Annotated in this window: 15 protein-coding genes; 9 read left to right on the top strand and 6 right to left on the bottom strand. The window is 72.3% G+C overall.

Features of this window, described 5'->3' with window-relative positions:
• Window positions 1–92: 92 nt before the first annotated feature.
• From Q5425_RS10505 to mrf, 4 genes are read right to left on the bottom strand one after another with little or no spacing between them, the layout of a single operon-like run.
• Window positions 93–1,151: a GTP-binding protein gene (locus Q5425_RS10505; protein WP_308671924.1), complete on the bottom strand. Its 1,059-nt coding sequence runs from the start codon at window positions 1,149–1,151 to the stop codon at window positions 93–95.
• Window positions 1,148–1,300, bottom strand: coding sequence for a 50S ribosomal protein L32 (rpmF, locus tag Q5425_RS10500; RefSeq protein WP_308671923.1), 153 nt, complete (start codon window positions 1,298–1,300; stop codon window positions 1,148–1,150). Before rpmF ends, Q5425_RS10505 begins: the two co-directional genes overlap by 4 nt.
• On the bottom strand, window positions 1,300–1,554 hold the full coding sequence (locus Q5425_RS10495) for a type B 50S ribosomal protein L31 (RefSeq protein WP_308671922.1): 255 nt from the start codon (window positions 1,552–1,554) through the stop codon (window positions 1,300–1,302). Before Q5425_RS10495 ends, rpmF begins: the two co-directional genes overlap by 1 nt.
• A complete protein-coding gene (mrf, locus tag Q5425_RS10490) occupies window positions 1,551–2,813 on the bottom strand; it encodes a ribosome hibernation factor-recruiting GTPase MRF (protein WP_308671921.1) in 1,263 nt (420 codons plus the stop codon). The genes Q5425_RS10495 and mrf overlap by 4 nt, the downstream gene beginning before the upstream one ends.
• 79 nt (window positions 2,814–2,892) lie before the next feature.
• On the opposite strand from mrf, the gene rpmB reads away from it, so the two are divergent.
• The 7 genes from rpmB to cobA all read left to right on the top strand — a co-directional run bounded on the left by rpmB (window position 2,893) and on the right by cobA (window position 8,135).
• The gene (gene rpmB / locus Q5425_RS10485) at window positions 2,893–3,129 is read left to right on the top strand and encodes a 50S ribosomal protein L28 (protein WP_308671920.1); all 237 of its coding nucleotides are present in this window, start codon (window positions 2,893–2,895) and stop codon (window positions 3,127–3,129) included.
• Entirely contained in the window at window positions 3,129–3,296 is a 168-nt protein-coding gene (rpmG, locus tag Q5425_RS10480; protein ID WP_005149953.1) for a 50S ribosomal protein L33, read from the top strand. The genes rpmB and rpmG overlap by 1 nt, the downstream gene beginning before the upstream one ends.
• Window positions 3,296–3,601, top strand: coding sequence for a 30S ribosomal protein S14 (rpsN, locus tag Q5425_RS10475; RefSeq protein ID WP_308671919.1), 306 nt, complete (start codon window positions 3,296–3,298; stop codon window positions 3,599–3,601). The genes rpmG and rpsN overlap by 1 nt, the downstream gene beginning before the upstream one ends.
• Window positions 3,598–3,852, top strand: coding sequence for a 30S ribosomal protein S18 (rpsR, locus tag Q5425_RS10470; protein ID WP_308671918.1), 255 nt, complete (start codon window positions 3,598–3,600; stop codon window positions 3,850–3,852). The genes rpsN and rpsR overlap by 4 nt, the downstream gene beginning before the upstream one ends.
• 88 nt (window positions 3,853–3,940) lie before the next feature.
• Window positions 3,941–5,002 carry a MoxR family ATPase gene (locus Q5425_RS10465; protein ID WP_308671917.1) on the top strand — a complete coding sequence of 354 codons (1,062 nt, stop codon included), beginning with the start codon at window positions 3,941–3,943 and terminating at the stop codon, window positions 5,000–5,002.
• Window positions 4,999–6,867: a DUF2201 family putative metallopeptidase gene (locus tag Q5425_RS10460; protein ID WP_308671916.1), complete on the top strand. Its 1,869-nt coding sequence runs from the start codon at window positions 4,999–5,001 to the stop codon at window positions 6,865–6,867. Before Q5425_RS10465 ends, Q5425_RS10460 begins: the two co-directional genes overlap by 4 nt.
• 47 nt (window positions 6,868–6,914) lie before the next feature.
• A complete protein-coding gene (gene cobA / locus Q5425_RS10455) occupies window positions 6,915–8,135 on the top strand; it encodes a uroporphyrinogen-III C-methyltransferase (protein WP_308671915.1) in 1,221 nt (406 codons plus the stop codon).
• Window positions 8,136–8,262: 127 nt separating this feature from the next.
• On the opposite strand, the gene Q5425_RS10450 is transcribed toward cobA, so the two are convergent.
• Both Q5425_RS10450 and Q5425_RS10445 read right to left on the bottom strand, forming a co-directional pair.
• Complete coding sequence (locus Q5425_RS10450; RefSeq protein ID WP_308671914.1) at window positions 8,263–8,772, bottom strand: AAA family ATPase; 510 nt, start codon at window positions 8,770–8,772, stop codon at window positions 8,263–8,265.
• A gap of 1 nt (window position 8,773) precedes the next feature.
• Window positions 8,774–9,652 (bottom strand): alpha/beta fold hydrolase, encoded by an 879-nt coding sequence (locus Q5425_RS10445; RefSeq protein ID WP_308671913.1) that lies wholly within the window; start codon window positions 9,650–9,652, stop codon window positions 8,774–8,776.
• 135 nt (window positions 9,653–9,787) lie between these two features.
• On the opposite strand from Q5425_RS10445, the gene Q5425_RS10440 reads away from it, so the two are divergent.
• Together Q5425_RS10440 and Q5425_RS10435 are read left to right on the top strand one after the other, a co-directional pair.
• Window positions 9,788–10,630: a crotonase/enoyl-CoA hydratase family protein gene (locus Q5425_RS10440; RefSeq protein WP_308671912.1), complete on the top strand. Its 843-nt coding sequence runs from the start codon at window positions 9,788–9,790 to the stop codon at window positions 10,628–10,630.
• Window positions 10,631–10,643: 13 nt separating this feature from the next.
• A complete protein-coding gene (locus tag Q5425_RS10435) occupies window positions 10,644–12,347 on the top strand; it encodes an AMP-binding protein (protein ID WP_308671911.1) in 1,704 nt (567 codons plus the stop codon).
• The last annotated feature ends 53 nt before the right edge of the window (window positions 12,348–12,400 follow it).

Raw genomic sequence — 12,400 nt, 5'->3', positions numbered from 1 at the left:
CGAGGACCACTACGACGCCCCCTGACCCGGTCGTGAGTGGTAAGGCGGGTTAGAACCCGCCTTACCACTCACGACAAGCCGCGGCAGACCACCTACGCGGAATGGACGTGGACCGGGTCCCACTCCGGGAACGGGTCCGGTCCCGTGGCGACCTCCCCGAGGCAGTCCCGCAGTGCCCCCAGCAGAGCCTCCCCTGCCAGGTCGACACCGATGAACACCAGCTCCTGCCGGGGTTCGACGGCCACGCCCTGGGGTTCGAAGCGCGCCACCGTGCCCGCCTGCGACCACAGCCCGAGCACCCCGGGCCGGGAGGCCAGCGCGAAGAACCCCTTCGACCGCAGCACCGTCCCGAATTCGCCGGAATCCAGCCGCCGGGTGACGAAATCCCACAGCCGGGCCGGGTCGAACGGCCGGGAAGCGCGGAACACCACGCTGGAGATGCCGTACTCCTCGGTCTCCGGGACGTGGTCGCCGTTCAGCTCGGCCACCCAGCCCGGTGCCTCCTGAGCCCGGACGGCGTCGTACCTCCCGGTCCCGAAGACCCGCTCCAGCGGCACCTTCCCGAAGCTGCCCGTGACGACGTCGGCGGCCGGGTTGAGCCGCCGCAGCGTCGCCACGAGCCGGTCGACGTCGGTGGCCAGGTCCGTCTTGTTCAGCACGAGCACGTCGGCGAACTCGACCTGGTCCACCAGCAGGTCGCTGACCGTCCGCTCGTCGTTCTCGTACTGGTCGAGCCGGCGCTCGACCAGGGAGTCGCCGGCCGCCAGCTCGCGGGCGAAGCCGGCCGCGTCCACCACGGTCACCATCGTGTCGAGGTGGGCCACCCGCTCGAGGAAGGTGAACGTCGCGGCCACCGGCATCGGCTCGGAGATCCCGCTCGACTCGATGAGCACGTGGTCGAAGCGGTCGTCCGCGCACAGCGCCGCGACCTCTTCGAGGAGGTCCTCCCGCAGGGTGCAGCAGATGCACCCGTTGGTCAGTTCGACCAGCCGCTCCTGCGATCGGACCAGCGCGGCGTCGATGTTGACCTCGCTCATGTCGTTGACGATCACCGCGACCCGCACCCCGGACCGGTTGGCGAGGATGTGGTTGAGCAGCGTCGTCTTGCCCGCGCCGAGGAAGCCGGACAGCACGGTGACCGGAACGCTCACCGCGCGTGGAAGTGCTTCATCAGCCGGCGGGGGACCAGCTGCACCTTGCCGTCCACCTTGATCGGCACCAGGTCGGGCACGGCGGCCTTCCACTGCGACCGCCGCGACCGCGTGTTGCTGCGGGACGTCTTGCGCTTGGGGACGGCCATCAGCGGGTGCCTCGCTTCCCGTAGCGGCGGTGGAACTTCTCGACCTGGCCGGCGCTGTCCATGATCCGCTGGGTGCCGGTCCAGAACGGGTGCGACCACGCGCTGATGTCGACCATGACCAGCGGGTAGGTGCGGCCGTCGGACCACTCGATCGTCCGCTCGGAGGTGACGGTGGAGCGGGTCAGGAACGCATCGCCGGTCGACGAGTCCTTGAACACCACCGGGTGGTAGTCGGGGTGGATCCCGGGTTTCACTGGTCTTCCTTTCGGTTGGCCGCGGTCGCGTCGTGCCGCGCCGGGTCGGCTTCGGTGTCCTCGCACGGTTCCTCGTGCCAGTCCCCGAACGGGTCGGGGTAGCGCAGCCAGGCTTCGGGGCCCTCGGCGAGTTCGGCGTCGGTGAGCAGCGCGCCGCGCAACGCGGCCTCGACCTCGTCCGGCGTCGCCTGGTCGGTGACGACCACCAGTTCCTGCGCCCGGTCGCCGTGCACCGGGTCCCAGCGCAGGGACGCCAGCGTGCGGCGCTCGGGGGAGACGTCCGTCCACTCCGGACCGTCCGGGGACGCCAGCCACGGCCCGGCGTGGCCGAGGCCCAGCCCGCCGCCCGCCGACTCGATCCAGAACGCCACGTCGGGCTGGCTGGCCACCCAGGCGCGCCCGCGGGTGCGGACGACGCCGTCGAGGAGCACGTCGAGCGCGTCGTGCAGCCGCTCCGGGTGGAACGGCCGCCGCGCGGTGAAGGTGAGCAGGGCGATGCCGCAGTCGGGGTGCAGCGGCGGCTCGCCGCGCAGCAGCGCGCCGTGCATGTCGGTGACCTCGCCGCGCCGGGCGTCCGCCGGAACCGCGTCGAGCACGCGGTGGCCGTCGGTGCGGGCCAGTTCGACCCGCGGGATCGACGGCGCCACCCGGTCGAGCACCGCGGACGCCTTCGCGGCGCTCCACGCGTCGGTGGCCGCGCCGGCCAGCACGACGACGTCGGCGAACTCGACCTGGGACAGCGCCACCTGGGCGACGGTCCGCTCGTCTTCGGGGCTGCCCTGCAGGTTCCGGTCGGCCAGCTCGTCGTCGCCGGTGGCGTCGGCCAGCCAGGTCGCGCAGTCGACGACGGTGAGGACGGCCCGCAGGTCGACGTCGTCGCGCACCGGGTGGTCGCCGACCAGGACGTTCCGGATCGCCCAGCTCACCGGCTCCGGCTCCATGGCCTCGTCGAGCCGGACGACGATCCGGGTCACCTCCGGGCGCCGGGCCAGCCGCCGCAGCAGCGGCAGCAGGTCCTCGCGCATGGTGCAGGACACGCAGCCGTGGGCCAGTTCGAGCACGGTCAGCTCGTCGCGCTCGCCGAGCCGCAGCCGGCGGCGGACGACGCCGGAGTGGATTTCGCGCAGGTCGTGGTGGACGACGGCGGTGCCGGGCCCGGCGGCGCGCAGCAGCTCCGCCAGTTCGGCGTTCGGGCCCGCGGCGAGGCCGCTCACGAGGACGAGCGGGACTCGGGGGTGACGGGTCTGCTTGGGGGTCACTACGGCTCCAGGAATACGGGCGGGGTACGGTGCGTAGAGTAGATGACAATGATAACCACTATCAACTCGGGAGGGTCTCTTGTCCGCCGTGTGCCAGGTCACCGGCCGCAAGCCGGGCTACGGCAAGCAGGTCTCGCACTCCCACCGCCGCACGTCCCGGCGGTGGGAGCCGAACCTGCAGAGCCGTCGCTACTTCGTGCCCAGTGAAGGCCGCTGGGTGCGGCTGCGCGTGTCCGTGAAGGGCATGAAGACCATCGACAAGCGCGGCATCGAGGCCGTCGTCGCCGAGCTGAAAGCGAAGGGGGTGAAGCTGTAATGGCGAAGAGCACCGACATCCGGCCGATCATCAAGCTGCGGTCCACCGCGGGCACCGGCTACACGTACGTGACGAAGAAGAACCGCCGGAACGATCCGGACCGGATGGTCCTGCGCAAGTACGACCCCGTGGCGCGCAAGCACGTCGAGTTCAAGGAAGAGCGCTGATGGCCAAGAAGTCGAAGATCGCGAAGAACGAGCAGCGGAAGGTGATCGCCGCCCGGTTCGCCGAGCGCCGCCGCGCGCTCAAGGCCGTCATCGCCTCGCCGGCGTCGCCGCCGGAGGAGAAGGCGGACGCGGTGGTCGCGCTGCAGAAGCTGCCGCGCGACGCGAGCCCGACGCGGATCCGCAACCGCGACGTCGCGGACGGCCGCCCGCGCGGCTACCTGCGGAAGTTTGGGCTATCGCGGGTGAAGATGCGGCAGGCCGCGCACCGCGGCGAGCTGCCCGGCGTCGCGAAGTCGAGCTGGTGAGCCGCATGCCGAAGCCGCACCGCGACCGCCCGGCCAAGCGCAAGGTGAACCTGTTGCGCGCCAACAAGATCACCCACGTCGACTGGAAGGACGCCGACCTGCTGCGGAAGTTCGTCTCCGACCGCGGCAAGATCCGCGCCCGCCGGGTCACCGGATTGACGCCGCAGCAACAGAAACAGGTCGCCACGGCGATCAAGAACGCGCGCGAGATGGCCCTGCTGCCGTACCCGTCCGCGGGGCGCGCGAGCTAAAACCAGGTGCGGGCGGCCGGGCGGTGCGCGACCATGGGCGTGGCGAACGGGGCGTCGCAAGGGATGTCCTGACGCAGGAGGTCCACGCTTGCACGCCCAGCTCACGGTCACGCCCGCCCGGCTGCCCGAGCTCCTGCTCACCGTCGCCGTCGTCCGGCCGGTGTTCCTCTGGGGTGCGCCCGGGATCGGGAAGTCCTCGCTGGTGCGGGACTTCGCGGCGTCGCTGGGGCTGGACTGCGTTTCGCTGCTGGGCACCCAGCTCGCGCCCGAAGACCTCATCGGCGTCCCGCAGATCGCCGACGGCCGCAGCCGGTTCTGCCCGCCCGAGCAGATCGCCCGCGACGAGCCGTACTGCCTGTTCCTCGACGAGCTGAACGCCGCCGCGCCCGACGTGCAGAAGGCGTTCTACTCGCTCATCCTCGACCGCCGCATCGGCTCGTACGAGCTGCCGCCGGGCTCGGTCGTCATCGGCGCCGGCAACCGGGCCACCGACCAGGCCCTCGCGCGGCCGATGGCCTCGGCCCTGGTCAACCGCCTGGTGCACGTCCACCTGCGCGCCGCGCCGGGCGACTGGCTCGCGTGGGCGGCGGGCCACGGCATCCACCCGTGGGTGATCGAGTACCTCACCCAGCGCCCGGACCACCTCTGGAGCGCGCCGCCGAAGACCGAGGAGCCGTTCTCGACGCCGCGGTCCTGGCACATGCTCTCGGACCTCCTGCACTCCGCCGGCGACCCGGCCGACGACGAGACGATCGCGCTGCTGGCGTACGCCACCCTCACGCCCCAGCACGCGGGCGCCTTCCGCGCGTACCTCAAGGTGGCGCGCCACGCGTTCGGCCTGGAGGCGATCCTCAAGGGCGACGCGCGCCGGCCCGCCGGGCCGGGTGACCGCGACCTGCTCTACTTCCTGGCCGAGACGTTCCGCGCGCGGCTGGTCAAGGACCTGCCCGCGGACAAGCGGCACGCGTCGGCGGCCGTGCGCCAGTTCGCCTTCCGGGCGAAGAGCCTGCTCGTGGAGCTGGCCGAAATCTCCCTGGAGATGGCGCAGCTGGTCATCGCCGACGACGAAGCCGGGAACCCGCGGCTGCCGTCGTGGTTCCTGGTCGAAGCGGCCCGTGACCTGCCGCGGCTGGTGGCGGCGCGAGCGTGAGCAACGCCCGCGCCGAAGCCAAGCGCCGCGAGCGCCGGAACAAGGCGATCTTCGACGGCTGGGCCCAGGCGCGCTCGCACACCGTCCTCGAGCACCTCGCCCGCGGCGCGAGCCTCAGCTCGGACAGCACCGGTGGCTGGGCCGTGGTCACCGATCGCGGGGCGGTCACGGCGAACCGCGCCCGTGACGCCGAGCCCGCCGAGTGGGCCTGGGTGTTCGCGCACCTGCTGCTGCACCTCGGCCTCGGCCACCTCGACGAGGACCGGCTCACCGAGGCGGAAGCGGTCACCCCGGACCGTGCGGTCGACCCGGTCTACGCCGCCGCGTGCTGCGTCGCCGTGCACCGGTTCGCCGAGGCCGTCCACGTCGGGACACCGGTGCTGTACCTGCCCGAACTCCCGAGCACCGAGGAGCAGGCCCTGACCCGGGCCTGGCGGCGAACGGGCGTTCCGGCGCCGTTCGCCGATCTGGGCACCGGCCGGCCGTGCCTGGCGCTCGCGGAGCCGATGTCCCGCTGGCAGCTGCAGTACCACGGGAAGCCGGAGCCGTGGACCGAGAGGTTCGCCCGCGGGCTGATCGCCTCGGCGACCGAAGCCATGGAACACGCCGCCGACGCGCGCGGCCAGACCCGCCATCGGCGCGCGATGGGGGAGTGGGACCGCGCGCTGTCCTGGTTCGTCTCTTCGTTCCCGCTGCTCGGCGCGGTCGCGGCCGGGTTCACCCTGGTCGCCGACGCCGAGGTCGTCCGCGCCTGGGACATCTCCCTGGCCGCGGTCGACGCCGAGCACGGCGAGATCTACGTCAACCCCGCCGCTGCACTGACCGCCGAGGAGTGGCGGTTCGTCCTGGCCCACGAGATGCTGCACGCCGCGCTGCGGCACGACCGGCGGGCCCTGGGCCGCGAGCCGTACCTGTGGAACGTCGCCTGCGACTACGTGATCAACGGCTGGCTGGTCGCCATGGGCGTCGGCGAGCTGCCCGACGGCAGCCTGCACGACCGGCAGCTCGCCGGGATGTCGGCCGAGTCGGTGTACGACACGCTGACCACCGACCTCCGCCGGGCCCGCAAGCTCCTGACCCTGGGCTCGCGCGAGGCCGGGGACGTGCTGGGCGGCTGGCTGTCCGAGCCGGAGGCGGCGCAGCGCCGGTCGTCCCGGCGGGGCGCGCGGCCGGTGCCGTGGGATGACCGCGCCGGCGGTGTCGACCTCGACGAGTTCTACCGCCGGGCGCTCACCCAGGGGCTCGAGTACCACCACGCCCAGGGCCGCGGGCTCCTGCCGGCCGGGCTGGAGCAGGAGATCCGGGCCCTGGATCACCCGCCGCTGCCGTGGGATGCCCAGCTCGCGCGCTGGTTCGACGAGCACGTCCGTGCGGAGCTCCCGGTGCGCAGCTACGCGCGGGCGTCACGCCGCCAGTCGGCGACGCCGGACATCCCGCGGCCGGGCCGCGTCCGCCCGGAACGCCTCGACCGGCGCGTCACCTTCGGCGTGGTGCTGGACACCTCGGGGTCGATGAACGCCGAGCTGCTGGGCAAGGCGCTCGGCGCGATCGCGTCGTACGCGCTGGCCCGCGACGTCCCGGCGGCCCGCGTGGTGTTCTGCGACGCCGTCGCCTACGACGCCGGGTACCTGGCGGTGGAGGACATCGCGGGCCGCGTCAAGGTGCGCGGGCGGGGCGGGACGGTTCTGCAACCCGGCGTCGACCTGCTGCAGCGGGCGGCCGACTTCCCGGCCGACGGGCCGATCCTGCTCATCACCGACGCGCAGTGCGACCACGTCCGGCCGCGCCGGGAGCACGCGTTCCTGGTGCCGCGGGGTGCGCGGCTGCCGTTCGTGGCCCGCGGGCCGGTGTTCCGGGTGGCGTGACCCACGCTGGGCTGGCGCGGGCTCCGGTCACCAATAAACTCCCGGCCATGGACGACCCGCACTACCTCTCCGGCCTCCAGCTGACCGGCCGCCGCGTCGTGATGATCGGCGGCGGCAGCGTGGCTCAGCGCCGGCTGCCCCGGCTGATCGGCGCGGGGGCCCGTGTCGAACTGGTGTCGCCGCACACGACGCCTTCCGTGCAGGGGATGGTGGACGCGGGCGAGCTCGTCTGGCACGAACGCCCCTACGCTCCCGGTGACCTTCGCGACGCCTGGTACGCGCTGGCCTGCACGAACGACCCCGACGTGAACGCGGCTGTCTGCGCCGAAGCCGAGCAGGAACGCGTGTTCTGCGTCCGCGCCGACGAAGGCGAGTCCGGTTCGGCCGTCACCCCGGCGTCGGGGCGGCACGGTGGCCTGCTGTTCGGGGTGCTTTCGGGCGGCGAACCGCTGCGCTCGGCCGCGGTCCGCGACTCGATCCTCGACGGCCTGCACAACGGCACGATCGAGGACGGCCGTCAGCCGCACCCGGAGGGCAGCCTGCCCGGGGTGGCGCTGGTCGGCGGCGGCCCGGGCGACCCGGAGCTGATCACGGTCCGCGGGCGGCGCCTGCTGTCGCGCGCGGACGTCGTCGTGGTGGACCGGCTGGCGCCCCGCGAGCTGCTCGACGAGCTCGCGCCCGAGGTGGAGATCGTCGACGCGGCGAAGATCCCCTACGGCCGCGCGGCCAGCCAGGACGTCATCAACAGCACGCTGATCGAGCGCGCCAAGGAGGGCAAGTTCGTCGTCCGGCTCAAGGGCGGCGACCCGTACCTGTTCGGCCGCGGCTTCGAGGAGGTCCTGGCCTGCGCCGAGGCGGGCGTCCCGGTGACGATGGTCCCGGGCATCACGAGCGCGTTCGCGGTGCCGGCGGTGGCGGACGTCCCGGTGACCCACCGCGGCGTGGCGCACGAGGTGGTGGTGGTCTCCGGCCACGTCGCCCCCGGCGACGACCGGTCCCTGGTCGACTGGGACGTGCTGGCCCGCCTGCGCGGCACGATCGTGCTGATGATGGGCGTGGAGCGCCTCCCGCAGTTCGCGAAGGCCCTCCTGGACGGCGGCCGCCCGGCCGGCACCCCGGTGGCGATCGTCGAGGACGGCACGATGCGCACCCAGCGCACCCTCCGGTCCACATTGGACAAGGTGGTCGCGGACGCGGCGGCCTCGGCGGTCCGCCCACCGGCGGTGATCGTGATCGGCCCGGTAGCGGGCCTCGCCCCCGTGTCCTAAGGGGACTTTCCCGTGATCCGGCGGGCATCACGCGTGATCAGCGGGGCATCACCGCGATGCCCCCTCAATCACGCGTGATGCCCGCCCAAGCACGCGTGATGCCCCTCCAAACACGGGTGATGCCCGCTCAAGCACGGCGGGCGGTGGTGAGGATTGCGTCGGCTACTTCGGGCAACGGGCGGGTGCCGTCGAGGATCGTTGCGCCGGGGTAGCGGTAGGCGTTGTCGCCGAGGGCCGCCGCCAGCTCCTCCGGGTGCTTGCCGAAGCTGTTCGACGTGCGGGTCAGGAGCCGGTGGCGGAGCGTGTCTTCGTCGATCACCAGGCAGATCACGAGGTCGAAGAGATCCCGCACGTCCTCGTGGTTCTCGGGGCAGCCGCAGAAGAACACGATCCGGCCGGCCGCCCGGGCCGCGAGGGCCTCGACCTTCGCGCGGCTGATCCGCCATCCGAAGCGGTCGAGCCAGCCGGCCGGTACCGGGTCGGGGGGATCGGTGACGACCTGCCCGCTCGTCCGGTCCGCCCAGTGGTGGTAGCCCTCCTCGTCCGCGTCGACCGCGAACTCGCCCCGTTCCTTCAGCAGTGCGCAGACCGCCGACTTGCCGGCCCCCGCGTTGCCGGTCACCCACACCAAGGGCATGTCAATCCTCGTAGCAGCTCGCGGCGAAATCCCGGATCGCGTCCGAAAGCCGGGTCGGGTCGAGCCTGAGCTCGACCGGGCTGCGCGCCTGGACGAACTCCGCCTCCGGCATGTCGATCGCCAGGCTGTCCGCGTCGCCGAACGGGTGGATCGGGTCGCCCTGGTGGCCGATCACCAGCGCGCGCGTCGTGATCTTGCGGCGGACCGACTTCGGGGGCGCGATCCGGCCGAACAGGACCCCGTGCAGCAGCGCCGCCATCGGAGCCGGGCGCTGGGAGAGCGTGTCCGTGACGACGTCGACCCACTGGTTGCCGTGCGGGACCACCGACGCCGCCAGCGCCACCGCTTGCACCGTGAACGGCAGGAACCGGGCCGCCATCAGCAGCGGCGCGAACGTGACCAGCCCGGCGACGATCGCGTTGTCCAGCACCGGCATCTCGACGATCAGCCCGCGCGCCCGGGACGGCGCCTGCACCGCGACTTCGAGGGAGACGTTCGCGCCCAGCGACGTCCCGCCGATCACGGCGGACGACACCTCGAGGTGGTCGAGCAGCGCCAGGGTCTGCGCGGCGAACGACGGCATCGAGTACAGCCACGACTCGGTCGGCCGGTCCGAGTCGCCGTGGCCGAGCAGGTCGAGGGTGATCACCCGGAAGCCGGCCCGGGCCAGCCGGCGCGCGAGCGGGGCGTGCATCCGGCGGGTCAGCATGATGCCGTGGGTGAGGACGACGACCTTGTCGCCGCTGCCGAACTCGGTGTACCAGAGGCGGTGTCCCTCGTGGTCGAACGAGCCGGTCAGCTCGATCGGCCGGGACTCGCGCCGAGCCGGCGCGGCCGGGGGATCCGGCTCGATCAGGGTCGCGCTGCTTGCCGGGCTCATGTCCCACCGTCCTCCCCGAGTCGTGGACACCTGCGTTCAGGAAATCATCCCGTGCCGACGTCGGCACGGTGACACTCGCGTCAATTGACAATGTGCCAATGGCGGCTCGTCACGGGCATGGGTCAAGATGACCCCATGACCGCTACTGCTGACAGTCTGCCCGACCTCGTCTCCCTGAAGGTCGACGTCGACGGCCATGTGGCCGAAGTGACGCTCCTCGGCCCGTCGAAGGGCAACGCGATGGGGCCGGACTTCTGGCGCGAGCTGCCGCTGGTCTTCCGTGCGCTGGACGCCGACCCGCAGGTCAGGGCCGTGGTGCTGACCGGCAGCGGGGCGAACTTCTCCTACGGTCTCGACCTGCCGGCGATGATGGGCGACTGGGCGCCGATGCTGGGCGGGGACAACCTGGCCGGCCCGCGGACGGCGTTCCTCGACCAGGTCCGGTCGCTGCAGGCGGCGGTCAGCTCGATCGCGGAATGCCGCAAACCGGTCGTCGCGGCCGTTTCGGGCTGGTGCATCGGCGGCGGTGTCGACGTCGTCGCCGCCGCGGACGTCCGCCTGGCCAGCGCCGACGCCAAGTTCAGCGTCCGCGAGGTGCGTGTCGCCATCGTCGCGGACCTCGGCAGCCTGCAGCGGCTCGCGTCGATCATCGGCGAGGGGCACCTGCGGGAGCTCGCCCTGACCGGCAAGGACGTCGACGCCGCCCGCGCCGAGAAGATCGGCCTCGTCAACGACGTCCACGAGGACCAGGCCGCGGTGCTGAAGGCCGCGCGCGAACTCGCCGGGGAGATCGCTGCGAACCCGCCGCTGGTGGTGCAGGGTACGAAGCAGGTGCTGGCGGCGAACACCGAGCGCCAGGTCGCCGACGGCCTCCGGTACGTCGCGGCGTGGAACTCGGCGTTCCTGCCCAGCAAGGACCTCGGCGAAGCGGTCCAGGCGTTCATGGAACGGCGCGCGCCGGAGTTCAAGGGCGAATAACGGAGGAGGCAGCGTGAGCGCTTCGGAAGTCCACCACGCGTTCCGCGTGGCGCGGGACTACCTGCAGACCCACCGCGAGGACTACGACACGGCGTACCGCGACTTCGCCTGGCCGGAGTTCGAGGAGTTCAACTGGGCGATCGACTGGTTCGACGTCGTCGCGCACGACCCGGACAACGCCGAGCGGTACGCGCTGTGGATCGTCGAAGAGGACGGCACCGAGAACCGCTGGACCTACCCGGAGATGTCCGGCCGGTCCAACCAGGTCGCCAACTGGCTGCGCGGCCTCGGCGTCCGCCGCGGCGACCGGCTGATCCTCATGCTGGGCAACCAGGGCGAGCTCTGGGAGACGATCCTCGCCGCGATCAAGCTCGGCGCCGTGATCATCCCGGCGTCGACGCTGCTCGGCCCGGCCGACCTGACCGACCGCGTGGAGCGCGGCGCGGCCAAGCACGTCGTCGTCCGCTCGGTGGACGCGCCGAAGTTCGACGGCGTCGAGGGGGACTACACGCGGATCGCGGTGGGGGAGCCGGTCGAGGGCTGGCACCCGTACTCGGCCGCGTTCGCCGAGTCGCCGGAGTACACCCCGGACGGCCCGACGAAGGCCGCCGACCCGTTGCTGCTGTACTTCACCTCCGGCACGACGGCGAAGCCGAAGCTGGTGCAGCACACGCACGTCTCCTACCCGGTGGGCCACCTGTCGACGATGTACTGGATCGGCCTGGAACCGGGCGACGTCCACCTCAACATCTCCTCGCCCGGCTGGGCCAAGCACGCGTGGAGCAACTTCTTCGCCCCGTGGAACGCCGAGGCGACGGTGTTCCTCTACAACTACAGCCGGTTCGACGCGGGCGCGCTGATGGCCCAGATGGACCGCTGCGGCGTGACCAGCTTCTGCGCGCCGCCGACGGTGTGGCGGATGCTCATCCAGGCCGACCTGACGGCCCTGCGGAACCCGCCGCGCAAGGTCGTCGGCGCCGGGGAGCCGCTGAACCCCGAGGTGATCGACCAGGTCGAAAAGGCGTGGGGCATCACCATCCGCGACGGGTTCGGCCAGACCGAAAGCAGCGTCCAGATCGCGAACACGCCCGGCCAGGACGTCGTGCCCGGGTCGATGGGCCGCCCGCTGCCCGGGTTCGTGGTGGCGCTGGTCGACCCGGTCAGCGGCGAGCGCGCGGCCGAGGGCGAGATCTGCCTGGACCTCGCGCACCGGCCGGTGGGCCTGATGACCGGTTACACCGGCGACGACGAGCGCACGTCGGCGGCCTTCGCCGGCGGCCTCTACCACACGGGTGACGTCGGTTCGATCGACGAACGCGGCTACATCACCTACGTCGGGCGCACCGACGACGTGTTCAAGGCGTCGGACTACCGGATCTCGCCGTTCGAGCTGGAGAGCGTCCTCATCGAGCACGAGGCGGTGGCCGAAGCGGCGGTCGTCCCGGCCCCCGACCCGATCCGGCTCGCGGTGCCCAAGGCGTACGTCGTGCTGGCGGCGGGGTTCTCGCCGGACGCCGAGACCGCGCGGTCGATCCTGGCGTACTGCCGCGAGCACCTGGCGCCGTACAAGCGGATCCGGCGGCTCGAGTTCGCGGAGCTGCCGAAGACGATTTCGGGCAAGATCCGCCGCGTCGAGCTGCGGGGCCGGGAGAACGACCCGAAGCGCGGCGCGGGAACCGAGTTCCGCGAGGAGGACTTCCCCGACCTCAAGTCCTGACGGTCCCGGCTCCTCAAGCGCCCCAATGTGGCGTTCGGTGCGTCAGACGCACC

The organism is Amycolatopsis sp. A133 (assembly GCF_031082405.1).
Lineage (GTDB): Bacteria > Actinomycetota > Actinomycetes > Mycobacteriales > Pseudonocardiaceae > Amycolatopsis.
Note: the sequence above shows the minus strand (reverse complement) of the source record. Positions and strands in the feature narration are given on the sequence as shown.

Coding starts and splice junctions, on each gene's coding strand:
- rpmF (WP_308671923.1), bottom strand. CDS start 1,300: ATGGCCGTCCCCAAGCGCAAGACGTCCCGCAGCAACACGCGGTCGCGG.
- rpmG (WP_005149953.1), top strand. CDS start 3,129: ATGGCGAAGAGCACCGACATCCGGCCGATCATCAAGCTGCGGTCCACC.
- rpsN (WP_308671919.1), top strand. CDS start 3,296: ATGGCCAAGAAGTCGAAGATCGCGAAGAACGAGCAGCGGAAGGTGATC.
- cobA (WP_308671915.1), top strand. CDS start 6,915: ATGGACGACCCGCACTACCTCTCCGGCCTCCAGCTGACCGGCCGCCGC.
- Q5425_RS10450 (WP_308671914.1), bottom strand. CDS start 8,772: ATGCCCTTGGTGTGGGTGACCGGCAACGCGGGGGCCGGCAAGTCGGCG.
- Q5425_RS10445 (WP_308671913.1), bottom strand. CDS start 9,652: ATGAGCCCGGCAAGCAGCGCGACCCTGATCGAGCCGGATCCCCCGGCC.
- Q5425_RS10440 (WP_308671912.1), top strand. CDS start 9,788: ATGACCGCTACTGCTGACAGTCTGCCCGACCTCGTCTCCCTGAAGGTC.